23 protein-coding genes are annotated in these 21,988 nt (G+C 70.6%); 7 read left to right on the top strand and 16 right to left on the bottom strand.

Annotation, left to right across the window (positions count from 1 at the left end; genetic code table 11):
- Positions 1-22: 22 nt before the first annotated feature.
- Positions 23-946 (bottom strand): SDR family NAD(P)-dependent oxidoreductase, encoded by a 924-nt coding sequence (locus ACH4TV_RS38865; RefSeq protein WP_398406047.1) that lies wholly within the window; start codon positions 944-946, stop codon positions 23-25.
- An 84-nt stretch (positions 947-1,030) separates the two neighbouring features.
- On the opposite strand from ACH4TV_RS38865, the gene ACH4TV_RS38860 reads away from it, so the two are divergent.
- Entirely contained in the window at positions 1,031-1,600 is a 570-nt protein-coding gene (locus tag ACH4TV_RS38860; RefSeq protein WP_327691411.1) for a helix-turn-helix domain-containing protein, read from the top strand.
- 325 nt (positions 1,601-1,925) lie between these two features.
- Here the strand turns inward: ACH4TV_RS38860 and ACH4TV_RS38855 are convergent, their stop codons facing one another.
- Complete coding sequence (locus tag ACH4TV_RS38855) at positions 1,926-3,245, bottom strand: MFS transporter (RefSeq protein ID WP_398406046.1); 1,320 nt, start codon at positions 3,243-3,245, stop codon at positions 1,926-1,928.
- Positions 3,246-3,316: 71 nt separating this feature from the next.
- Here ACH4TV_RS38855 and ACH4TV_RS38850 point away from each other — a divergent pair, with 71 nt between their 5' ends.
- The gene (locus ACH4TV_RS38850) at positions 3,317-4,405 is read left to right on the top strand and encodes a GlxA family transcriptional regulator (RefSeq protein ID WP_398406045.1); all 1,089 of its coding nucleotides are present in this window, start codon (positions 3,317-3,319) and stop codon (positions 4,403-4,405) included.
- Between the two features lie 18 nt (positions 4,406-4,423).
- Here the strand turns inward: ACH4TV_RS38850 and ACH4TV_RS38845 are convergent, their stop codons facing one another.
- The 3 genes from ACH4TV_RS38845 to ACH4TV_RS38835 form a co-directional block, all read right to left on the bottom strand.
- Positions 4,424-5,473: an alcohol dehydrogenase catalytic domain-containing protein gene (locus ACH4TV_RS38845; protein WP_398406044.1), complete on the bottom strand. Its 1,050-nt coding sequence runs from the start codon at positions 5,471-5,473 to the stop codon at positions 4,424-4,426.
- Complete coding sequence (locus ACH4TV_RS38840) at positions 5,473-6,666, bottom strand: acyl-CoA dehydrogenase family protein (RefSeq protein WP_398406043.1); 1,194 nt, start codon at positions 6,664-6,666, stop codon at positions 5,473-5,475. The genes ACH4TV_RS38845 and ACH4TV_RS38840 overlap by 1 nt, the downstream gene beginning before the upstream one ends.
- 106 nt (positions 6,667-6,772) lie before the next feature.
- Positions 6,773-7,657 carry an SDR family NAD(P)-dependent oxidoreductase gene (locus ACH4TV_RS38835; RefSeq protein WP_398406042.1) on the bottom strand — a complete coding sequence of 295 codons (885 nt, stop codon included), beginning with the start codon at positions 7,655-7,657 and terminating at the stop codon, positions 6,773-6,775.
- An 88-nt stretch (positions 7,658-7,745) separates the two neighbouring features.
- Between ACH4TV_RS38835 and ACH4TV_RS38830 the strand changes: the two genes are divergently transcribed.
- Complete coding sequence (locus tag ACH4TV_RS38830) at positions 7,746-8,681, top strand: cyclase family protein (RefSeq protein WP_398406041.1); 936 nt, start codon at positions 7,746-7,748, stop codon at positions 8,679-8,681.
- 423 nt (positions 8,682-9,104) lie between these two features.
- On the opposite strand, the gene ACH4TV_RS38825 is transcribed toward ACH4TV_RS38830, so the two are convergent.
- The 4 genes from ACH4TV_RS38825 to ACH4TV_RS38810 form a co-directional block, all read right to left on the bottom strand.
- Positions 9,105-9,659, bottom strand: a complete 555-nt coding sequence (locus ACH4TV_RS38825; RefSeq protein ID WP_398406040.1) for an ATP-binding protein — start codon at positions 9,657-9,659, stop codon at positions 9,105-9,107.
- Positions 9,660-10,184: 525 nt separating this feature from the next.
- Positions 10,185-11,141 (bottom strand): acyl-CoA dehydrogenase family protein, encoded by a 957-nt coding sequence (locus ACH4TV_RS38820; RefSeq protein WP_398406156.1) that lies wholly within the window; start codon positions 11,139-11,141, stop codon positions 10,185-10,187.
- Positions 11,142-11,149: 8 nt separating this feature from the next.
- Positions 11,150-12,274 (bottom strand): acyl-CoA dehydrogenase family protein, encoded by a 1,125-nt coding sequence (locus tag ACH4TV_RS38815; RefSeq protein WP_398406039.1) that lies wholly within the window; start codon positions 12,272-12,274, stop codon positions 11,150-11,152.
- The gene (locus ACH4TV_RS38810; protein WP_398406038.1) at positions 12,274-13,467 is read right to left on the bottom strand and encodes an amidohydrolase family protein; all 1,194 of its coding nucleotides are present in this window, start codon (positions 13,465-13,467) and stop codon (positions 12,274-12,276) included. The genes ACH4TV_RS38815 and ACH4TV_RS38810 overlap by 1 nt, the downstream gene beginning before the upstream one ends.
- A gap of 196 nt (positions 13,468-13,663) precedes the next feature.
- Between ACH4TV_RS38810 and ACH4TV_RS38805 the strand changes: the two genes are divergently transcribed.
- Positions 13,664-15,238: a class I adenylate-forming enzyme family protein gene (locus tag ACH4TV_RS38805; RefSeq protein ID WP_398406037.1), complete on the top strand. Its 1,575-nt coding sequence runs from the start codon at positions 13,664-13,666 to the stop codon at positions 15,236-15,238.
- On the opposite strand, the gene ACH4TV_RS38800 is transcribed toward ACH4TV_RS38805, so the two are convergent.
- Entirely contained in the window at positions 15,181-15,729 is a 549-nt protein-coding gene (locus ACH4TV_RS38800) for an EF-hand domain-containing protein (protein ID WP_398406036.1), read from the bottom strand. The genes ACH4TV_RS38805 and ACH4TV_RS38800 overlap by 58 nt on opposite strands.
- Positions 15,730-15,901: 172 nt before the next feature.
- The gene (locus ACH4TV_RS38795) at positions 15,902-16,303 is read right to left on the bottom strand and encodes an STAS domain-containing protein (protein ID WP_398406035.1); all 402 of its coding nucleotides are present in this window, start codon (positions 16,301-16,303) and stop codon (positions 15,902-15,904) included.
- A 357-nt stretch (positions 16,304-16,660) separates the two neighbouring features.
- Here ACH4TV_RS38795 and ACH4TV_RS38790 point away from each other — a divergent pair, with 357 nt between their 5' ends.
- On the top strand, positions 16,661-17,293 hold the full coding sequence (locus ACH4TV_RS38790; RefSeq protein ID WP_398406034.1) for a sigma-70 family RNA polymerase sigma factor: 633 nt from the start codon (positions 16,661-16,663) through the stop codon (positions 17,291-17,293).
- Positions 17,290-18,690: an MDMPI N domain containing protein gene (locus ACH4TV_RS38785; RefSeq protein WP_398406033.1), complete on the top strand. Its 1,401-nt coding sequence runs from the start codon at positions 17,290-17,292 to the stop codon at positions 18,688-18,690. The genes ACH4TV_RS38790 and ACH4TV_RS38785 overlap by 4 nt, the downstream gene beginning before the upstream one ends.
- Positions 18,691-18,720: 30 nt before the next feature.
- On the opposite strand, the gene ACH4TV_RS38780 is transcribed toward ACH4TV_RS38785, so the two are convergent.
- From ACH4TV_RS38780 to ACH4TV_RS38765, 4 genes are all read right to left on the bottom strand, one after another.
- The gene (locus tag ACH4TV_RS38780; RefSeq protein WP_398406032.1) at positions 18,721-18,861 is read right to left on the bottom strand and encodes a hypothetical protein; all 141 of its coding nucleotides are present in this window, start codon (positions 18,859-18,861) and stop codon (positions 18,721-18,723) included.
- Between the two features lie 53 nt (positions 18,862-18,914).
- A complete protein-coding gene (locus ACH4TV_RS38775) occupies positions 18,915-19,652 on the bottom strand; it encodes a VOC family protein (RefSeq protein ID WP_398406031.1) in 738 nt (245 codons plus the stop codon).
- A gap of 370 nt (positions 19,653-20,022) precedes the next feature.
- Positions 20,023-20,220, bottom strand: a complete 198-nt coding sequence (locus tag ACH4TV_RS38770) for a hypothetical protein (RefSeq protein WP_398406030.1) — start codon at positions 20,218-20,220, stop codon at positions 20,023-20,025.
- Complete coding sequence (locus ACH4TV_RS38765; protein WP_398406029.1) at positions 20,217-20,693, bottom strand: hypothetical protein; 477 nt, start codon at positions 20,691-20,693, stop codon at positions 20,217-20,219. Before ACH4TV_RS38765 ends, ACH4TV_RS38770 begins: the two co-directional genes overlap by 4 nt.
- 135 nt (positions 20,694-20,828) lie before the next feature.
- On the opposite strand from ACH4TV_RS38765, the gene ACH4TV_RS38760 reads away from it, so the two are divergent.
- Positions 20,829-21,107 carry a GntR family transcriptional regulator gene (locus ACH4TV_RS38760; RefSeq protein WP_398406028.1) on the top strand — a complete coding sequence of 93 codons (279 nt, stop codon included), beginning with the start codon at positions 20,829-20,831 and terminating at the stop codon, positions 21,105-21,107.
- Between the two features lie 282 nt (positions 21,108-21,389).
- Here the strand turns inward: ACH4TV_RS38760 and ACH4TV_RS38755 are convergent, their stop codons facing one another.
- Entirely contained in the window at positions 21,390-21,968 is a 579-nt protein-coding gene (locus ACH4TV_RS38755; RefSeq protein WP_398406027.1) for a TetR/AcrR family transcriptional regulator, read from the bottom strand.
- Positions 21,969-21,988 lie beyond the last annotated feature (20 nt).

Raw genomic sequence — 21,988 nt, 5'->3', positions numbered from 1 at the left:
GGCCGGATCGCGGGTGGAGGCCTCAGACGGAGAACCGGACGTCGGTGAGCTGCTCGGACACGGCCCACAGGCGCTGCTGGACGGCCGTGTCGTGGGACTTCTTGCTGGAGGCGACCACCTCGGGGTATCCGCGGGTTCCGCCCACGCCGTTGGGGCCGTAGAACTGGCCTCCGGTGACGGCGGGATCGGTGGCCGCCCTCAGGGTGGGCAGCGCTCCCATGGCGGCCGGCTGGGTCAGCAGAGGCTGGACCAGTTCGGACCCCTTGCGCACCAGGCCGCTCATGTTCTGAGTGAGTTCGGTATCCGACACGCCGGGATGCGCGGCGGCGGCGATGGTGGTGTGGTGCGGGGCGAGGCGGCGCTGGAGTTCGTAGGTGAACATCAGGTTGGCCAGCTTGGCCTGACCGTAGGCGACAACCCGGTTGTAGGAGCGGTCGAACTGCAGGTCGTCGAAGTGGATGTCGGCCCGGATGCGGTGGCCGAAGCTGCTGACGGTGACCACCCGGGAGCCGGGCACGGGCAGCATCAGGTCCAGCAGCAGGCCGGTGAGCGCGAAGTGCCCGAGGTGGTTGACCCCGAACTGCAGGTCGAACCCGTCCTCGGTCTTCTGCCGGGGTGTGAACATCACGCCCGCGTTGTTGATGAGCAGGTCGATCTTCGGATGCGCCGTGTGCAGCTCATCGGCGGCCGCGCGTACCGATTTGAGGGAGGCGAGGTCCAGGCGCTGGAGGCTGAGCTTGGCGCCCGGGGCACGCTCGCTGATGCGGGCGAGGGCCTCGCGGCCCTTGTCGAGGTTGCGCACGGCGAGGACGACGTGCGCGCCATGCTCGGCCAGGGCCCGCGCGGTCTGCATCCCGAGGCCGCTGTTGGCGCCGGTGACGACGGCGACCTTGCCGTCCTGGGCAGGGATGTCCTGTTCGGTCCACCGGTCGGTCGTGCTGGCCATGATCAACCTCCGTAAAGTGAATAATGCTTCATGTTGTAGAGTGAAGCATCATTCATCTTTCGTCAAATGGTCCCGGAGGGCTCCATGACCTCACCCCGACCGCTGCGTGCCGACGCGGCCCGCAACCGCGCCCGGATCATGACCGCGGCGCATGAGCAGATCACCGAGCACGGGCCCGAGGTGTCGATGGAGCAGATCGCCGCTGCTGCGGGCGTCGCGGTCGGAACCCTGTACAAGCACTTCCCGAACAAGAGCGACCTGGTCGCATCCGTGGTCGCCGCCTCGTTCGAAACACTCGCCGACGACGCCGAAGAGTGCCTGCAACGCGAGAGCCAGGGTTCACCCGCCATGGCGGAGCTCACCGGCTTCCTCAGCCGCGTGATGGACACCGTCGCCCACAACCGCGCCGTCAAAGCAGCCGCGTACGCGCTCGGCGCCGACCACGCAGCCCACCCCGCCATGCAGGAGGTGGAGACCCGCGTCACCCAGGCCCTCGGCCGGCTCATCCGCACCGCACAAGCCCAGGGCGGTCTGCGCGCCGACTTCACCGTCGACGACCTGTACCTGATGCTCTTCACCCTCCCCGCCGACCAGCCACCCACCGCCCGCGCCCGATGGCTCGCCCTCCTGCTCACCGGGCTCACCGCCCGCTGACCGACCGCGGGGGTACGCCGCCGTCGCGGCCACCGCCGGGACGCCCTCTACGACCGCCTCGCCTGCCGACAGAAGGCGTACCGGGCCCGCCGACGGGCCGCCGAGCGGGTCCGCGAAGCCGTAACGGCCCCGGCCGGTGTGACGACTCGCGGAACCAGCTCCGGGGCTCTGGCCAGCCCGGACGCCTAGGTCAGGATGGTGGCGACCTCCACGCGCCGCCGTACGACGTCACTCGTCGTCGGCAGCGTCCTTGTCGCGCAGCGGGCGCATACCGCCGGGCAGCAGCCCTCGGCACGCGCGCCCAGTTCACCACGGCAGGGCAGGCTCAGGCCGCAACCACCCCGCCCACCGGCCGCCGCCGTATCACCAGCGCCATCAGCGCCGCAGCCGCGCACAGCGCCCCCGACGCGTACCAGACCACGTCGTACGAGCCGAAGACGTCGCGTGCCATGCCGCCCAGGAAGGCGACGAGGGCCGCGCCGACCTGGTGGGAGGCGAGGACCCAGCCGAAGACGATCGCGCTGTCGTCGCCGTAGTGCTCGCGGCACAGGGCGACGGTGGGTGGGACCGTGGCGACCCAGTCGAGGCCGTAGAAGACGATGAAGAAGATCATCGGAGGGTGGACGGTCGGGGCGAGCAGGAGGGGGAGGAACAGGAGGGAGACGCCGCGCAGCGCGTAGTACACCGCCAGGAGGCGGCGCGGGTCGTAGCGGTCGGTGAACCAGCCGGAGGCGATCGTGCCGACGACGTCGAAGACGCCGATGACCGCGAGCAGCGAGGCGGCGGCCGTGATGGGCATGTTGTGGTCGTGGGCGGCGGGCACGAAGTGGGTCTGGATCAGGCCGTTCGTCGAGGCTCCGCAGATCGCGAAGGTGCCTGCCAGGAGCCAGAACGGGCCCGTGCGCATCGCCGAGAACAGGACCTTCACCGTGCGGCGCGCCGCGCCCTGCACCGGGGCCGGCTTCGGCACGAACTCCTTTGCCCCGTACGGCTTCAGGCCCACGTCCGCCGGGTGGTCGCGCAGCAGCAGCCAGACGAAGGGGATGACCGTCAGGGCCGCCAGGGACACCGTCACCGCGGCCGGGCGCCAGTCGTACGTCTCGATGATCCACGACAGCAGCGGCAGGAAGATCAGCTGGCCGGAGGCCGAGGCGGCGGTCAGGATGCCCGTCACCAGGCCCCGGCGTTCGGTGAACCAGCGGTTGGTGACCGTCGCCGCGAAGGCGAGTGCCATCGAACCGGTGCCGAGGCCGACCAACAGGCCCCAGTACAGCATCAGTTGCCAGGCGGCCGTCATCCACACGGTCAGACCGGAGCCGAGTGCGATGACCGCGAGGGCCACCGCGACGACCCGCCGGATGCCGAAGCGGTCCATCAGCGCGGCGGCGAAGGGTGCCGTCAGCCCGTACAGCGCGAGGTTGACGGAGACGGCCGCGCTGATCGTGCCGCGTGACCAGTCGAATTCATCGTGGAGAGGGTTGATGAGCAGGCCGGGCAGGGAGCGGAAGGCCGCGGCGCCGATGATCGTCACGAAGGCGACGGCGGCGACGAACCAGGCCCGGTGCACACGCCGGCGCGGGGCCCGGCCCGGCTTCCGGAGTTCGCTGGCGGCAGCTACGGCGTCGGTTGTCTCAGGCGTCGTCACGTCGTCAAGCTTCCGACCTGCGAACTCCCTGAACGAGTGGCCGGGAGGACAGTATTCGCTAGGATCGGGCCATGCCCCACCAGCGATCGAAAGCCGAAGCAGACACGAGCAAGAACACGAGCACGGGCACGGACACGGACACGGACTTCCGTCCCCACCGCGTCGTCGTTCTCGCCCTCGACGGCCTGCTCCCCTTCGAGCTGGGCATCCCGCACCGCATCTTCGGCCGCCCCAAGGACGCCCGTCGCCGGCGCCTCTACGAAGTCGTGACCTGCTCGATCCGCCCGCCGGGCCCGGTCGAGACGGACGCCGACTTCGCCATCCACGTCGCCCACGGCCCGGAGGCCCTGGCCACCGCCGACACGGTGATCGTCCCGGCGTCGTACGAACTCGGCCCGGTCTTCGAGGAGGGCGTGCTGACCGACGAGCTGGCCGCCGCCCTCACCCACATCCGGCCGGGCACCCGGCTCGCCTCCATCTGCACCGGCGTGTACGTGCTCGCCGCCGCCGGCCACCTCGACGGCCGCCCGGCCACCACACACTGGGCCGACGCCGAGCACTTCCAGCGGATCTTCCCGAAGATCCGGGTCGACGCGGACGTCCTGTTCATCGACGACGGAGACGTGCTGACCTCGGCCGGCGTCGCGGCCGGGATCGACCTGTGCCTGCACATGGTGCGCCGCGACCACGGCGCCGCCGTCGCCAACGAGGTGGCCCGCCGTACGGTCGTACCGCCGCACCGCGACGGCGGGCAGGCGCAGTACATCCAACGCCCGGTACCGGAACCCCAGTTGGCGACCACGACCGCCGCCCGCGCCTGGGCGCTGACCCGCCTGAACGAGCCGATCCAGCTGCGGGACCTGGCCGAGCAGGAGGCCATGTCGGTACGTACGTTCACGCGCCGTTTCCGCGAGGAGGTCGGCGTCAGCCCCGGCCACTGGCTCACCCGGCAGCGGGTGGAACGGGCCCGCCAGCTCCTGGAGTCCACCGACCTCTCCGTCGACCAGGTGGCCCGGGACGCGGGCTTCGGCACGGCCCAGTCGATGCGGCAGCACCTGCAGTCGTCCCTCGGCGTCACCCCCACCGCGTATCGCCGCACCTTCCGGGCGGGGGGTGCCGGGGGTGCCGGGGTGGACGGGAGCGACTCCCCCAGGGCATAGCCGCCCGGCCGCCCGGCGTCAGAACGTCAGCACCCCCCGAGCCACCCGCCCCGCCTCCGCGTCCGCCACCGCCTTCTCGAAGTCCTCGACCGGGTACGTCTCCGTCACCAGTTCGTCGAGCAGCAGCCGCCTCTCGCGGTACAGCTCGGCGTACAGGGCGATGTCCCGCTGGGGCCGCGACGACCCGTAACGGCAGCCGAGGATCGACTTGTCCAGGTACATCGACGAGACGAGGAAGGACGCCTCGGCGGTCGCGGGCGGTACGCCGAGAAGGACCGCCTGGCCGTGCCGGTCGAGCAGGTCGATGGCCTGCCGGACGAGTTCGACGCGTCCGACGCACTCGAAGACATGGTCCGCGCCGGTCGGCAGCACGTCCCGTACGCCCTCCGTGGACATCAGGAAGTGGGTCGCGCCGAACCGCCGCGCCACCGTCTCCTTCGCCGGGTTGGCGTCCACGGCGACGATCCGCAGCGCGCCCGCGATCCGCGCGCCCTGGAGGACGTTCAGCCCGACCCCGCCCGTACCGATCACCACGACGGTGTCCCCGCGGTCCACCCGGGCCCGGTTGAGCACGGCGCCCACCCCGGTCAGCACCCCGCACCCGATGAGCGCGGCGGAGGGCAGAGGGATGTCCTTCGGTATCCGCACCGCCTGCACGGCCTTCACCACCGTCCGTTCGGCGAACGCCGAGTTGGACGCGAACTGGAACACCGGCCGCCCGCCCCGCGTGAACGGCCGCCCCGGCCGCCCGATCGCGTGCCGGCACATCGTCGGCCGCCCCCGGTCGCACTCCGCGCACGCCCCGCAGTTCGCGAGCGTCGACAGAGCCACGTGATCCCCGGGCACCACATGCGCGACCCCGGCCCCGACGGCCTCCACCACCCCCGCACCCTCATGCCCGAGAACGACAGGGACAGGGAAGGGGATCGTCCCGTCCACCACGGACAGATCGCTGTGGCACAGCCCCGCCGCCGAGATCGCGACCAGCACCTCCCCCGGCCCCGGATCCCGCACCTCCAGATCGTCCACGACCTCGATCCGCGCCCCGTCGAACACCACACCGCGCATCAGCCGACCCCCTCGGGTCCTTGTCGTTCCTTGGGCTCGTTGGCCCTGGGTTCCCTGGGCAGGCCGAGCACCCGCTCGGCGATGACCGTGCGCTGGATCTGGTCGGAGCCGCCGTAGATCGTGTCGGCCCGGGAGAACAGGAACAGCTGCTGTGCGGCGTCGAGTTCGTACGGTGACGAGGGCGTCCAGTCCGACGGTCCGACCCCCGCCTCCGCGCCCCGCACCAGCATCGCCAGTTCCCCGAGCCGCTGATGCCACCCGCCCCACAGCAGCTTGGCCACGCTCGGCGCCCCCGCATCCCCTGAACTCCCCAGGGTGCGCAGCGCGTTCCAGCGCATCACCCGCAACTCGGCCCACTGCCGCACCAGTCGCTCCCGTACGAGGGGATCCCGCACCGCGCCGCTGTCGACGGCCGCCCGCAGGACCCGCCCCAACTCCTCGGCGAAGCCGATCTGTTGGGCCAGGGTGGAGACACCGCGCTCGAACCCGAGCAGGCTCATGGCGACCCGCCAGCCGCCGCCCTCACCCCCGACGACGTGCTCCACGCGCGCGTGCGCCCCGTCGAAGAAGACCTCGTTGAAGTCGCTGGTCCCGGTCATCTGCCGGATGGGCCGCACCTCGATACGCCCCGGCTGGTCCATGGGCACGAGCAGAAAACTGAGCCCGTGATGCCGGACCGAACCAACTCCCGTACGGGCGAGCACAAAGCACCAGTCGGCCTCGTGGGCGAGCGAGGTCCAGATCTTCTGCCCGGTGACGCGATAGACGTCGCCGTCGTCGCCGTCGCGCACGGCGGCCGTACGTATCCCCGCGAGGTCGGACCCGGCGTCCGGTTCGCTGTACCCCTGGCACCACATCTCGTCGCCCGCTGCGATGGGCGGCAGGAACCGGGCCTTCTGGGCCGGGGTCCCGTGTGCGAGGAGAGTGGGCCCGAGCAGGTTCTCCCCGATGTGCCCGGACCGGGTGGGGGCGCCCGACCGGGCGTACTCCTCGGCCCAGGCGACCTGTTGGGTGAGCGTGGCGGTGCGATTTCCGTACCCCGCCTCCCCCCACCCCAGCCCGACCCAGCCCGCCTTACCGAGCGTGCGCTCCCACATACGCCGATCGTGCGCCCCCTCAACCACATGCGCGCCAAGCCACTCCCTGACCTCCGTCCGGAACACCTCATCGTCGAAGCCGAATCCAAAATCCACGGGCCTCTCCTCTCAACACCGGACGCCGACACCCACCTAGGGGCGCGGGGAACTGCGCGACCAGCCACAACGCACCCGCACCCGCCCCACAACACGCACCCCCGAGCTACTGGGCGTTCGGCGCAACAACCCGTTCCAGCAACGGCATCGGATCCACCCCCACCGACCCCGGCAGAAACTCCGCAATCCGCTCCGGCGTCCAGGAACCCTCCGCATACGCCGCCCGCAACTCCCGTGGCTGCGCCCACACCGCGATCTTCGGCCCCGCGATCGTGTACACCTGCCCGGTGATCCGCGCCTCGCGCGCCCGCTCCGACAGCAGGTACGCCACCAACGCGGCGACATCCTCCGGCTCCCCGATCTCCGTCAGCTCCGTCGGCACGTTCGCCGACATCCGCGTACGCGCGATCGGCGCCACCGCGTTCGCAGTCACCCCGTACTTGTGCAGCCCCAGCGCGGCGCTCCGTACGAGCGAGATGATCCCGCCCTTCGCCGCGCTGTAGTTGGCCTGCGACACCGATCCCTGGTGAGCGCCGCTCGTGAAGCCGATCAGCGTCCCGGAGCGCTGCGCCCGCATCACCGCCGACGCCGCCCGGAACACCGTGAACGTGCCCTTCAGATGGGTGGCGATCACCGGATCCCACTCCTCCTCGGACATGTTGAACAGCATCCGCTCGCGCAGGATCCCCGCCACACAGACCACACCGTCCAGTCGGCCGTACGACGTCAGCGCGGCGTCCACCACCCGCTGCCCGCCCGCCATCGTGGAGATGTCGTCGGCGACGGCGACCGCGTCCCCGCCCGCCGCCAGGATCTCCTTGACCACCGCCTCGGCGACGGAGCTCGTCGGCTCGTCGCCCGCCATCGAGACCCCGTAGTCGTTGACGACGACCCGCGCGCCCTCGGCCGCCGCGGCCAGTGCCACCGCCCGCCCGATCCCCCGGCCCGCGCCGGTCACGGCGACCACTTTGCCTGCCAAGAAGTTCCCCATGCCGGCCCCTTCCCGCGGTTTCTGACGGACCGTTAGATTTTACGACCCGTCAGATATCCCGACGCAAGCCCCGGGAGGGACCGGACCCATGTCATTGCCTGCGGAGTTCCACGCCATCGCCAAACGCGTGAACAACTGGGGGCGTTGGGGGACGTCCGACGAGATCGGCACCCTCAACCTGATCACCGACCAGGTCGTACGGGACGCCGCCGCCACCGTCCGCACCGGTCACCGCGTCCCCCTCGCCCTGCCCCTCCAGCAGGACGGCGTCCAGACCGGGGCGATTCCGGGCCGGCTGAACCCCGTACACGCCATGATCCAGATCAACCAGGAGCTGTTCGGACCGCCGGGCGGCGGAACCGTCGCGACCAGCGACGACATCGCGACCCTGGGGCTCCAGGCCGGCACGCACTGGGACGCCCTCGCCCACGCCTCCCACTCCGGGAAGCTCTACAACGGGCGCCCGGCGGACACGATCACCGCACACGCGGGCGCCGGGTTCGGAGGCATCGACAAGGTGCGGCACGTCGTCTCGCGCGGGGTGCTGCTGGACGTGGCCCGCGCCCGGGGTGTCGACCGGCTCGACGGCGGACACGCGGTCACCCCGGAGGACCTGGACGCGGCGGAGGAACTGGCGGGCACGCGCGTGCGTGCCGGTGACATCGTGCTCGTACGGACGGGGCAGATCCAGGCGTACCTGGCCGGCGACAAGCACGGATACACGTATCCCTCGCCCGGGCTGTCGATCCGTACGCCGGAGTGGTTCCACGCGCGGGATGTCGCGGCCGTCGCGAACGACACGCTCACCTTTGAGATTTTTCCGCCGGAGTCGGAGGATCTCTGGATGCCCGTACACGCGCTCGACCTGGTGGAGATGGGGATGCCACAGGGCCAGAACTGGAATCTCGAAAAGTTGTCCACAGCCTGTGGACAAGAAAACCGGTACGCGTTCCTGCTGTCGGCGACACCCGAGCCGTTCACGGGAGCCACGGGCGGCCCGGTGGCCCCGGTGGCCATCCTCTGAAGGACGAGAAGGCCACCGAAATCCCTAAAACTCCCAAGACCCCGAAGGGCCCTGCCGGCCGGCGGCGCGCCAGGCCCACCCCAAGTTCGGCATCGCGCGCCGCCACCCGTCTTCGGCCTTCCCGCCCCCACCCCCCTGCCCCTGAAGGAGCCGGCGCCGAATAGCGATCCGCACTCGCCGAGAGCCCCCGTCGCCGAAGCCCTCGCCGTCCCCTCGCAGCGGATCGCTGAACACAAGCGTGTTCATACGGTCACGTCACGTCAACAGCCGTTCGGGGATTTACCACTTACGTCCTTATTTGCGACAACCGCGCACAGGGGCACACCCCGGCGCACCGCACCACACCCGGCCCGGAAACCCCGGCTTTCTGCACGCATGCCCCGCCGAGCGCCGTACCGACCGGGCGCCACCTCGCCCCGGGCGTCACACCACCTCGTACGCCGCCATCCCCCCGTACGCGGAAACGGTGGCAGTGGCCGTGACGGCGGCGACACTTCCACCCCCGCCACCGCCCCCAGCACTCCCACCACCACCGCCGCCGCCGCACGCGGTGACAGCCCCCGGCGCCGGAGCCGCGCAGCGGTCCAGCTCGCACCAGATGCTCTTGCCGGTACCTTCGGGCTTCCACCCCCAGCGGTCGGCGAGCCCGTCGACCAGCTCGAGCCCGCGCCCGTTGGTCTCGTCACCGTCGGCATGCCGGGGTGCGGGCGGACAGGAACTCAGATCGGCGACCTCCAGCCGCACGAGCCCGCCGAACGCACCGGACACACCCTGGAACGACAGCCGCAGCACCGCCGGACACCCGGTGTGCACCACGGCGTTGGTGACCAGCTCGGAGACGAGGAGGATCACCGTCTCGGCCAGCGGCTCGTCGTCGGCCACCCCGGACACGGCGAGCCGCGACCGCACCCACCTCCTGGCTCTCCCCACCTCAGCAGGGTCGGGCCGGATCTCCAGCTGCACTTGAAAGACCTGCACCGCTCACACCATCCGAACCGGCGGACACATCGCCCCGCGCCGCACGAGGGCCACGATCGTAGCCATTTTCCGCATGCCCAGAACAACAGGCGGGCCAACGGCCAGATCAGGGATCACGGAACGTGATTCCCTTACGAGAAAGCATGGTTGACGTACAGTCACGCCAACAAGCGCTTCAGGCATATTCCAACGCGAAGGAGTACGCCTGAGGCATACTGTGCGACGCTCGCCACGGGGAGTCGAACAGGCGGTCGCAGAACCGGGTACGGACCTCCGACCCGCCCCGCGAGCGGCGCGCACTGCCGGATCCGGGGCCGCCTCAGAGGCAACACCGGGATGGCTCGGGCTCGGAAGCACTCGCATCCCACAGAAGGTACCGGAGCACACACACGACTCCAGGCCGTGACGAGTCACTCCCAGGACACAACCCGGTATCGACGCTCAGTGATTCCGCTACCCGCGCGATCGCGCCACGATCCGCGACATCGATCCGGCCACCCCGGTCGGCCCCTGCCCCGGCCCTCGTCACCTCAGCTCGGCCAGCAACTCGGCGGCGAGCAGCTCCTCACACTCCGTCAGCGATCCGGGGCGCCGGGCACGTACCCACGCCCGCTTCAGATACAGATGGACGTCCGACTCCCAGGTGAAGCCCATACCGCCGTACACCTGAACGCAGTCGCGGGCGCCGCGTACGGCGGCCTCGTCGGCGAGCAGCCGGGCCGCCGCGATGTCCGCCGGATCCGCGGTGACGGCCGCCGCGTACACCGCCGCCCGGGCCACCTCGGTCCGCACGAGCATCCCGGCACACAGGTGCTGCACGGCCTGAAAGGCCCCGATCGGCCGCCCGAACTGCTCGCGCGTCCGGGCGTGTTGCACGGCCAGCTCACACACCCGGGCGGCGGTGCCGAGCTGCTCGGCGGCGGTGAGGAGAGAGGCCAGGAGTACGTCCGTACAGTCCGAGTCGTCGGAGTCCGGATCGGAGGGCACCCGGTCGCCCACCCCGTCCCCCACCCCGTCCCCCACTCGGTGCAACGGCGTCAGCGGATCCACCGACCGCATCGACACCGCGGCCCCCGCCACCTCCCCCGTCTCATCCCCCCGTACGACATCGGCCGCCTCCAGCCACTCCACCACCCCACCACTGTCTACGAGGGTGACCACCGTCTCTCCCGTCGCCGCGCCCGGCACCGCGCCCGCCGCGAGATGCGTGGCGATCAGCGGCCCCGGCAGCAGGACGCGTCCCGCCTCCTCGAACGCCAACACCGCCTCGGGCAGGCCCAGTCCGACCCCGCCCGCCGCCTCGGGCAGTCGCAGGGAGAAGAACCCGGCGGCCCCCAACTCCCGCCACAGGCCCCGGTCCAGCCCGGCCGCCCCGGCCGTCTCCACGGCGTCCCGAAGCCGCTCGCGCCCGAACCGCGCCGCCAGCAGCCCTCGTACGCCGTCCCGCAACGCCCGCTGATCCTCGGTGAGTTGGAACCGCATGTGCGCTGTCACCGCCCCTTCGGCAGCCCGAGAATGCGCTCGGCCACGATGCTGTGCTGGATCTGGGAGGTGCCGGCCGCGATGGTGTACGAGAGGGAGGACAGCCGGTCGAGCATCCAGGGGTGATCGAGGTCCAGCGCCGCCCCGCCCTCCGCCAACACCTCGGCGGCGGCCTCGTACAGCTCCTGCCGTGCCTGCGAGTACCGCAGCTTGAAGACGGACCCGCCGACCCCGGGCACCGCCTCGCTCACGTTCCACTGCGTGAGTCGCCACAGCGCGCGGAACTCGGCGTTCAGCCGCCCGAGCCGCCGCCGCAGTACCGGGTCGTCCCAGCGCCCGTTCTCCCGTGCCGTGCGGGCGAGTTCACCCAGCACGCGGCGGCACGCCACCACCTCTCCGACGAACGCGGTGCCGCGTTCGAAGGACAGCGTCACCATGGTCACGCGCCAGCCGTCGTTCTCGTCGCCGACCCGGTTGGCGACGGGCACCCGGACCTCGTCGAGGAAGACCTCGGCGAACTCGTTCGACCCCGCGAGCGTGCGCAGCGGCCGTACGGTGATGCCGGGCGCGTCCATGGGCATGGCCAGCCAGGTGATGCCACGATGCTTGGGCGCCTCCGAGTCGGTCCGCACCAACAGCTCGCACCAGTCGGCGACTTCGGCGTGCGAGGTCCAGATCTTGGCGCCGCTGACCACGTAGTGGTCGCCGTCCCGCCGCGCGCGCGTGCGCAGCGCCGCGAGGTCGGAACCGGCGTCCGGCTCACTGAACCCCTGGCACCAGACCTCCTCGCCGCGCAGCACGGGCGGCAGCCAACGCGCCTTCTGGTCCTCGTTCCCCTCGGCGGCGATCGTCGGCCCGGCGTGCAGCAGCCCGACGAAGTTGGCGCCCACGTAAGGCGCGCCGGCTCTCTCCGTCTCCTCCAGGAAGATCATCCGTACGGCGGGGGCGGCGCCCCAGTGGACATCGCCGTACCCGGCGTCGTACAGCGTCCGCTGCCAGCCGAGGTCGTACGCGCGCCGCCCGGGCCAGTCATCGGGCGAGGGCTTGGCAGGAAGCGAAGGGAGAACCTTGCCCAACCACTCCCTCAACCGCGCCCGGAATTCCGCCTCTTCGGGGATGTCGGCGAGGTCCACTACTTGTCCAGGTCGAGGCCGAGCATGCGGATGGCGTTGCCGCGCATCAGCTTGTAGACGGTCTCGTCGTCGAGGCCCTTCACATGGTCGAGGGCGACCTCCTTGGTGTGCGGGAAGGTCGAGTCGACGTGCGGGTAGTCGGTCTCGAAGGTGGCGTTGTCGCGCCCGACGATGTCGATCGAGGCGACGCCGTGCTTGTCGCGGAAGAAGCAGCAGAAGATCTGCCGGTAGTAGTACGTGGACGGGGGTTCGGGGATGAGATCCCTGACCCCGCCCCACGCGCGGTGCTCCTCCCACACGTCGTCGGCGCGTTCCAGGGCGTACGGGATCCAGCCCATCTGCCCTTCGCTGTAGGCGAGTTTGAGCGCCGGGAACTTCACCAGCACCCCGCTGAACAGGAAGTCCATCATCGACGCCATCGCGTTGTTGAAGCTCAGCGAGGCCTGTACGGCGGGCGGCGCGTCCGGGGAGGCGGCGGGCATCTGACTGCTGCTGCCGATGTGCATGTTGACGACCGTCCCGGTCTCCTCGCACACCGCGAAGAAGGGGTCCCAGTAGCCGGAGTGGATCGACGGCAGCCCGAGGTAGGTCGGGATCTCCGAGAACGTCACCGCCCGCACCCCGCGGGCCGCGTTGCGCCGGATCTCCGCGACCGCCAACTCGACGTCCCACAAGGGGATCAGGCACAGCGGGATGAGCCGGCCGCCGCTGTCGCCGCACCACTCCTCCACCATCCAGTCGTTGTAGGCGCGTACGCACGCCAGCGCGACCTCCTTGTCCTTGGCCTCGGCGAAGGTCTGCCCGCAGAACCGCGGGAAGGTGGGGAAGCAGAGCGAGCCCTCGACATGGTTGAGGTCCATGTCCGCGAGCCGGGCCTTCGGGTCCCAGCAGCCGCGCCGCATCTCCTCGCGCGTGATGCCGTCGAGGGTCATCTCGTCCCGGGAGAACCCGACGGCCGCGATGATCCGCTTGTACGGGAACTGCAGGTCCTCGTACTGCCACCAGTCGGTGATCTGGCCCTCGGGGTCGGTCGTGATCCGGTATTTGCCGCCCACGTAGGCGAGTTCACCGATGCCGGCGGTGAAGGGCTTCGGCCCCCTGTCCCGGTACTTGGCCGGCAGCCAGGTCTCGAAGAGGTGCGCGGGTTCGATCACGTGGTCGTCGACGCTGATGATGCGGGGCAGTTCGGTCATGGTCCCCTCCGCCTGCTGACGTGTCTTCGGTCCAGCCATCCGTCCAGCCGTCCAGCCGTTCATCCATCTGGCCTATCTGACGGGCCGTCAGATTTCCTGACCCCTAGAAGGCTAGTCGCGCGCCTATGGACCGACAAGGCATCAAGGCCTACGCTCCCCGCACAATCTGACTGTCCGTCAGCCACAGGGGGCACCCGTGAACGCCGACACCGCCACCGCCACCGCGCACGCCCTGGGTTCGGCCCGTACCCTCTGGGAGCTGGTCGCCCGCCGCGCCGAGCTCACCCCCGACCGGCCCGTCCTCCTCCAGGACGACCGCGCCCTCACCTTCGGCGAACTCCGCGCCCGCTCCGAGCGGGTGGCGGCGGGCCTGTACGGCATGGGCGTACGCCCCGGCACCGTCGTCGCCTGGCAGCTGCCCACCCGTATCGAGACCGCTCTGCTCTCTTTCGCGCTGGCCCGCCTGGGCGCCGTGCAGTCACCGGTCATCCCCTTCTACCGGGACCGCGAAGTCGGTTTCGCGCTACGGGAGTCGAAGGCGGAGTTCTTCGCGGTACCGGGCGTGTGGCGCGGCTTCGACTACCTGGAGATGGCGCGGCGGCTCGGCGCGAAGGGCGTCTTCCAGGCCTACGGGGACGATGAACTCCCGGACGGGGACCCGTCGTTGCTGCCGCCCCCGCCCGCCGACGGCACCGCCGTCCGCTGGATCTACTGGACGTCGGGCACGACCTCCGACCCCAAGGGCGTGCTCCACACGGACCGTTCGCTCATCGCGGGCGGCTCGTGTCTCGCGCACGCGCTGCGGCTCACGGCGTCCGACGTGGGGTCGATGGCGTTCCCGTACGCCCATATCGCCGGGCCCGACTACACGGTGATGCTGCTGCTGTACGGCTTCCCGGCGGTGATGTTCGAGCAGTTCGCGCTGCCGGACGCGCTGGAGGGGTACCGCAGGCACGGGGTGACGGTGGCCGGCGGGTCCACGGCCTTCTACTCGATGTTCCTCGCCGAGCAGCGCAAGCAGCCCGGCGTTCCGGTGATCCCGTCCCTGCGGCTCCTCGCGGGCGGCGGGGCGCCGAAGCCGCCGGACGTCTACCACTGTGTCGTACGCGAGATGAAGGTGCAGCTCACCCACGGGTACGGCATGACCGAGGTGCCGATGATCACCATGGGGGCGCCGGACGACACGGTCGAGAACCTCGCGACGACGGAGGGGCGTCCGCCGGAGGGGATGGAGATACGGGTGGTGGGCGGCGAGGTGCGCTTGCGGGGGGAGGCCGTGTGCCAGGGATATCTGGATCCGGCGCAGACCGCCGAGGCCTTCGACGCGGACGGCTTTCTGCGCACCGGTGACCTGGGATTCCTCACCGAGAGCGGGCACTTGGTACTCACCGGGCGGCTCAAGGACGTCATCATCCGCAAGGGCGAGAACATCTCGGCGAAGGAGATCGAGGACCTGCTGCACACGCATCCGGGCGTCCAGGATGTCGCCGTGGTCGGGCTGCCGGACGCGGAGCGGGGGGAGTTGGTGTGCGCGGTGGTGGAGGCGGCACAACAGCCGGAGGGGGCCGGGGAGTTGACCCTGGCCGCCCTCACGGCCTACCTGCGCTCGGAAGGGCTGTCCGTCCACAAGCTGCCGGAGCGGCTGGAGGTGGTGGACGCCCTTCCTCGCAACGAGACCCTGCGGAAGGTGCTCAAGTACAAGCTGCGTGAGCGCTACTCCGAGCCGGCGTCCAGGTCGGCGTTCAGGTCGGAGTCGGCGACGGTGAAGTAGCGGGCGAACGCGTCGACGATCTCCGTCTCGGCGACCCGGCCGTCCTCGTCCGTGTCGAGGGTCGCGGCGGCCGTGGCGGCGATGTCCTCGGGCACGCCGAGTGCCTTGAGCACGCGCTCGGTGTCCCCGACCGTCGCCGCGCCGTCGCCGTCCAGGTCCGCGACGGCCAGGGCCGCGTGCAGGAACGGGCGGGCGATCTCGGCGAACCGGGCGGGGTTGTCCCGCAGCCGCTTCACGGCGCCGTGCACGAACTCGTCGCGGGTGATGCGCTGGTCGCCGTCCCGGTCCGCTATGCCGGCCATGCCCTGCCAGAAGGCCTCGGCACCGCCGTAGAGGGCCTGGCCCTTCTCGGACCGGGCGGGGGTGCCGAACTCGGCGAGCAGCGCCTTGGCGGCCACGTTGAAGTCCACGCGGTCGATGTAGCCGTTGCCGTCCTGGTCGAAGGTGGCGAACCGGGCGGCGATCTTCCGCCCGTACTCGGAGCTGACCATGTCTGTCGGGCCCGCCTTACCTGTGCGTCTCGCGTCTCGCGTCCCGCCTCTGCGTAGACGTCGACGTCCTGTCGAGGTGTCTTTCTGGCACGGAGCGTACGACGCCCCGGCGGCGACGGGGGCAAAAAAGCGACGCCTGTGCCAAGACTGGGGAAAACCCGCTACAAGGGCGTCACGCGCGCGTGAACGCCGGCAGCGGTGCCGCTGTCTCGTCGGCGGCCGTGGTCTGGTCCGCGTAGACGTCGAAGAGCCGCCGGACGCCCAGCGCGCCGAGGACCCGGTTGACGTGGTGGGCGTGGGCGCTGTCCGCGGCTCCCTGCGCGGGCAGGATCAGCCGCAGGCGGCCCTGGCAGGAGCGCATCAGGCGACGGGTGGCGATGAGCACGCCCACCCCGCTGGAGTCGCAGAAGACGACCTCGGAGAGGTCGAGAACGATGCGGTGACGGCCCTCGGCCACCGCGTTGTGCACTCGCTGGCGCAGCTCCGGCGAGGTGACCAGGTCCATCTCTCCGGACACCTGAAGCACGATCCAGCCGCCGCGCTCGCCGTCGGTCACCTTGAACGCCACCATCACGCCTCTCGTCCGACGGAAACGGAAGCCTGTCCTACGCTTCCTGTCGACGCGGCTGCCCAGCAGTCGCGCCATGAAACACCGCACATCGGCACGGCCTCGACCGCAAGAGGTTTGCAAGCGGTTTACGGAGGGCTTGTTTCGGTCACCCGCGATCCCGTTCGATCAAAATGGGTCGGAATCAGCTCACCCCGAGTGTGTTCTCTACCATCCGTGGACCTTCGGAGGGCCCACATTGCCGCAAAGCGGAGTGGCTTGTCAGAGCTGCCGACTACATTCGAAGAAGCGGTGAACAGCCGCCGGACCTGGACAGGAACACGGCAAGGGCACAACTGGGACGTACGGGGGTGAGGGGGCCGCATGGCGAAGAAGGACACATCGCCCCGCTGGGACCGCAAGATGCAGCAGCGGCTCGCACGCGGGGAGGCAGCCGCGCTCGGTGAGCTGTACGACCGGTTCGCCTCGCTGGTGCACGGCCTCGCCCACCGTGTCCTGGGCAACGAGCAGGCCGCCGACCGCGTCACCCGCGAGGTCTTCGCCCACGTCTGGCAGCATCCCGACGCGTACGACCCCAAACAGGGCCCGCTGCGTTCCTGGGTCGCCACCCTGACCCACCGCCTCGCCGTACAGCGCCTGCGCCAGACGGAGACAGCCGCGCTCGCCGGCACGGTCGAGGACACCAACTCCCCAGCCGCCACGGGCTCCCCCGGCTCTACGGACTCCACGGGCTCCCTGGAGGAACTGGAGCGCAGGGTGCGCCGCGCCTCGGTCGCCGCCCGCGCCGACTACATCGTCACGTCCATGCCCGCCCCGCTGCGCGCCGCGCTGGAACTGGCGTACTTCCAACGCCGCGACTACCGCCAGACCGCCGTAGATCTCGGCGTCACGGAAGCCGAGGCCCGCCGCCGCCTCCGCCTCGGCCTCCAACTCCTGTCCACGGCCCACGACACCGGCACACCCGGGGGACCCCCCGAATACGGCGGTGCGGTGTGACCGGCGCGGGCGGATCGGGCGCGTACGACGGCGACCACGAGGACCACGAGGACCACAAGGACGAGGACTGGGAGAAGCCCAAGGGGTACGACCCTCAAGGCGCCACCGGTTCCCAGGGTCCTCAGGGTCCCGAGAACGGTGACGGCAAGGAGCCCAGCGCCGGTGACGGCCCGCCGCGCATACCGATGCCCCGTTCCTCGGTCGAGGACACCGGCCGACTGCTGCCGGAGGCGCGCAAAGTTCCCGGCGCACCCGCCACACCGCTCCCCCTCCCCCTCGTCCTCGAACACGACGTGCTGAGGTCGCTGCTCGGTGCGTGGGCGCTGGCCGCCTGTGCGCCGGAGGAGACGCTGGCCGTCGAGGAGCACCTCGGGGACTGCGGTGCCTGCGCCGACGAGGCGAGGCGGCTGCGCGAGGCGGTCGAGCTCCTCCAGCGCCCGGAGCCCCTCGACCTGGACCCGACCCTGCGCACCCGCGTCCTGGAGGGCTGCCTCGACCGCCGCCCACCGCGCATCCCGGTACCGGAGTGGGCGACCGCGTACGACGCCGAGACCGCCCGCCTCGACGCCCTCCTCCAGGACTTCGGCGACGCCGAGTGGCACGCGCCCGTGCGGCTGCGCTGGTTCAAGGACGACGAGCAGACGACCCGCCGTACGACGGTCGCCGGTGTCATCGCCCACCTCCTCAGCGTGGACGGCCTGGTCGCGGTCGCCCTGGGCCTGGACGACCCGCTCACCGTCAAGCCGGAGACGCCGGTCGCGCCCACCCCTGCAGGCCGTACGGAGGCGTACTGGCGTGCCTCGCACTTCCCGCACACCCGTTCCGTACGGGTCCCTTGGCGGGAGCAGAGCCACGGCATCGTACGGACGGCGTCCTTCGCGGGCGGCGGCTCGGGGCAACTGCCCGTCCCGTACGGCGACTTCGAACTACCCCTGCGCGACGCGATGCTGGACCGCGCCTTCGAGTGCTGGGTGCACGCGGGCGACATCGCGGACGCGGTCGACTACCCCTACCAGCCGCCCGCCCCACGCCACCTCCACCGCATGATCGACCTCGCGGCCCGCATGCTCCCGGACGCCCTCGCCGCCCGCCGCCGGGCCGGCCTGGCCTCCCCGAACCGCACCGCCCGCCACCTGGTCCCGGCCGGCGAGCCCGGCCGCAGCCTCCGCCTGGAGATCGAGGGCTCCGGCGGCGGCGAATGGCTGATCCCCCTGGACTCCCCCGCCGCCCTCCCCTCAGCCGCCCACGAGGTCGCCCACGTCGCCCTGGACGGCGTCGAGTTCTGCCAACTGGCCGCGGGCCACGTCCCCCCGGAGGACGCGGCAGCAGGCCAGGACGGAGACCGGGCAGCCATCAGAGACGTGCTGTTCGCGGCGGCTTCGCTCAGCCGGATGTAGGTACGCCCACGTCCCAAAGCAGATGCGCCATCAGGCGCGGGCCCGGACGATGAGCGTGCCGACGGTGCGCGGGCCGGGCGGCGCGGGCAGTACCTGCGTCCGCACATCCACGTAGCCGTACCGACCGAGCAGTGCCTCCCACACGTCCGGTTCGTAGTCCCAGCGCCTCACGACGAGCGGATCCTCGTCGGGGCCGGCCCGAAATCAGCCGGAGCCGCTCAAGGTCAGCGAGGCGTGAGGAGGCAGAACTCGTTGCCCTCCGGATCGGCCAGAACCGTCCAGGAGATTGCGGACTGGTCGATACCAGGGTCGGTGGCGCCCAGGGCGCGCAGCCGGGCTGCCTCTGCGGCCAGGTCGTCACCGGGGTAGGGGCAGACGTCGAGGTGCACGCGGTTCCACACACTCTTGGCGTCGGGGGTGCGGACGAACTCCAGGTAGGGACCGACGCCTTTGGCGGATCGCATGGTCGCCTGGTCGTCGGTGACCTCGTGCAGCGTCCAGTCCATCGCCTGGTCCCAGAACCGGGCCATTGCTCGTGGGTCGGTGCAGTCGACCACCACCGCGGCGATCGGCCCGGTGTCCTGATAGATCGGACGGGGCTCCAGGACGCAGAACTCGTTGCCCTCCGGGTCGGCCATGACCGTCCAGGGGACGTCGCCCTGCCCCACGTCGGCGAGCCTCGCACCGAGATCCTTCAAGCGCGCGACCAACTCCGCCTGATGGGCGGTCGAGGTGGTGGCCAGATCAAGGTGCACCCGGTTCTTCACGGTTTTGGGTTCCGGGCGGGTGATGATGTCGATGCAGACGGCCACGGGGTCGGGGTAGGCGAAACCCACGGGTTCGAGGTTGGTCACGCCGGGTCCCTCGCTGTCGACACCCCAACCGAGTGCCTCCGCCCAGAACCGGCCGAGCACGGAGTCGTCCTGGGCCTTCATGTTGATCTGCACGAGTCGTGTCGCCATGCCGCAGATCCTAGAAGCTGCCGCCGGTCGCCCTCGCCGAGACTGTAGGAGTCCTGGTGAACGAAGGTGACCGAACAGGCCACGAGCGGGCGGAGATGTGTGTCGGTCCTCCGTCTTCATCCAACTCGCCGGCGAGCGCGACTGTCCCAAGGTGGTCCGCCCCTACCTGCGCCTCCCTTGTCCTGTAGAGGCATTGACGTTCATACGCACACTCTCGTCGCCAGAATCGGTGGCGGACGGTGACACGGACAGGCGCACACGAGATAGCGCAGCCCGGGGACACCACTCTCACGGGGTTCGGCGTCCCGGCACCGGTCGTGGGTGCCGATGGTGCAGCGCCCGGATACGTACGGGGGTTCCTGGTCGTCACTCATTTGGCCGCCCCCTTCTCGGTGTTCGAGTCGAATCCGAGGGGGCGTACGTCCCACATGCCGCCCCGCGTGTCCCGGTGGTACCCCCTGTGCCCCGCCTCCCGTACGCACGCCTCAGCCTCGCTGAAGACCGGGGCCCGGTAGAACATGGAGGCGCGGATCGTCCCGCACCTGGCAATGATCGCGACGCCGGTCATCGGGACCTCACCCCGTCCAGTACGGAGTGAATGTCACGGATGTCGAAGCTGACGCGGAAGTCGGCGGCCAGCACCGTGACGGCGCGACGCCGCAAGCGCACGGCTCGTTCACGTGCGGTCCAGTAGGGCCGTACACGTGCAGTCCGAGGCGCTACGGCCGTTTCGGAAGGCGAGACGTCGAGGCGGTCGGGCAGATACGGCCGCGACAGGGCCGACGACGCTCCGTCGAGGATGGCCCGGTCGGTGCTGTACGGGGAACGCGGGGTGGCCAGACGCGCCACCGGGCGGCCAGGATCCGTCACGTTGCCACGGGTCACGATGGTTCGACCTGGTTCACGCGTCGCCTTGCGCCGCGTCCCCGTGGCAGGCAGTGCCAGACAGAGGATCAGCAGCACTACAGGACACAGGGCCCGGTGCAGCGTGGCCGCGATACGGTTGCGCACGTCGTCAACCTCCAGAGGGTTGGCGGCCATGCCCCGGGGTGTTAGCGCACCGCCGGGGTTTCTCTTGCGTTGCGCTTCCACCGCAGTGCGTGATGTACCTAGATGTATCACGATGTAGCTAGAGCTAGTAATGTGGACACATGTACGACTGCCTAATGTCGAGCCATGAGTCTTGATCCGGAATCCGGACGCCCCCTCTACGCCCAGCTCGCAGACGTCCTCGAAGCGAGGATCGCGAGCGGGGAGTACGCGCCCGACCGCATGATCCCCACGCCCGCATCGCTGGCCGACGAGTACGGCATCGCCCAGATGACCGCACGCCGCACGATGCGCGAGCTCCGGGAACGCGGACTGATCTACACGGTCCCCGGCAAGGGCTCGTACGTACTGCCTGCCGGTCCCGAAAACGCCGAGGCCGAAGGGAACAACCCGGGCGAGAAGTAAGGGCATCCGCGAAGCCACCACGCTCACCGAGACCGGGGACGGCCCCGCGGACATGGCCAGTCCAGCCCCACTCCGGCGTTGCGTTGAAAACAGTGGTGCAGCCGATGAGCCGGCCGCCGACGAAGAGCTCCCAGACGGGGAAGTTCGGGTCAGCCGCCCCGTCGGGGGTACGGGGCCGGCGATCTGCGGCTGTGCCGTGTGGGCGCGAGTGACCGGAAGCGAGGCCGCAGGCAGGCAGCGGGGCCCGAGGACCCCGGCCGTGTGCCGTCCGGGACGGGGCCGTCAGAGCGTGGCGAGCCGGTCCACCAGCAGCTCGGTCCTGCGCTCGGTGTCCTCCGGCGGGAGCCGTCCCGCTCGGGTCAGGGTGGCCAGTCCGTGCAGGGACGCCCAGAACGTCTCGGTGAACAGCTCCGGGCGCACGCCGTCCCCGGCGACCTCACTGAGGCACTCCAGCAGCGCGGCGAAGGCGTCCTTCAACGGTTCGGGGGTGTCCTCCTGCGCGTACGCCAGGCCGCCGTCGAGCTGGAACAGGGCGTCATAGACCGCCGGATGGCGTTCGGCGAAGACGAGGTAGGCACGGGCCAGCGCGGTGACCCGGGCGCGGGGACCGTCGGCGGCGGCGGTCGCGGCCCGCATCGCCACAGCCATCTCGGAAGCGCCCTGCAGAGCGACGGCGCCGATGATCTCGCGCTTGCCGCGGAAGTGGCTGTAGAGGACAGGCTGGCTGTATTCGATGCGTTCGGCGAGCCGCCGGGTGGTGACCGCGTCCCAGCCCTGCTGCTCGGCGAGTTCGCGGGCCGTGGCCACGATGAGGCGCTCGCGGCTGGCCCGTTCGCGCTGCTTGCGTTCCTGTACCGACATGATTCGATCCTAGCAATGCT

It is taken from the genome of Streptomyces sp. NPDC020898, assembly GCF_044333925.1.
GTDB lineage: Bacteria > Actinomycetota > Actinomycetes > Streptomycetales > Streptomycetaceae > Streptomyces.
The sequence above is the reverse complement of the archived record's forward strand: the minus strand, read 5'-3'. Positions and strand labels throughout refer to the sequence as shown.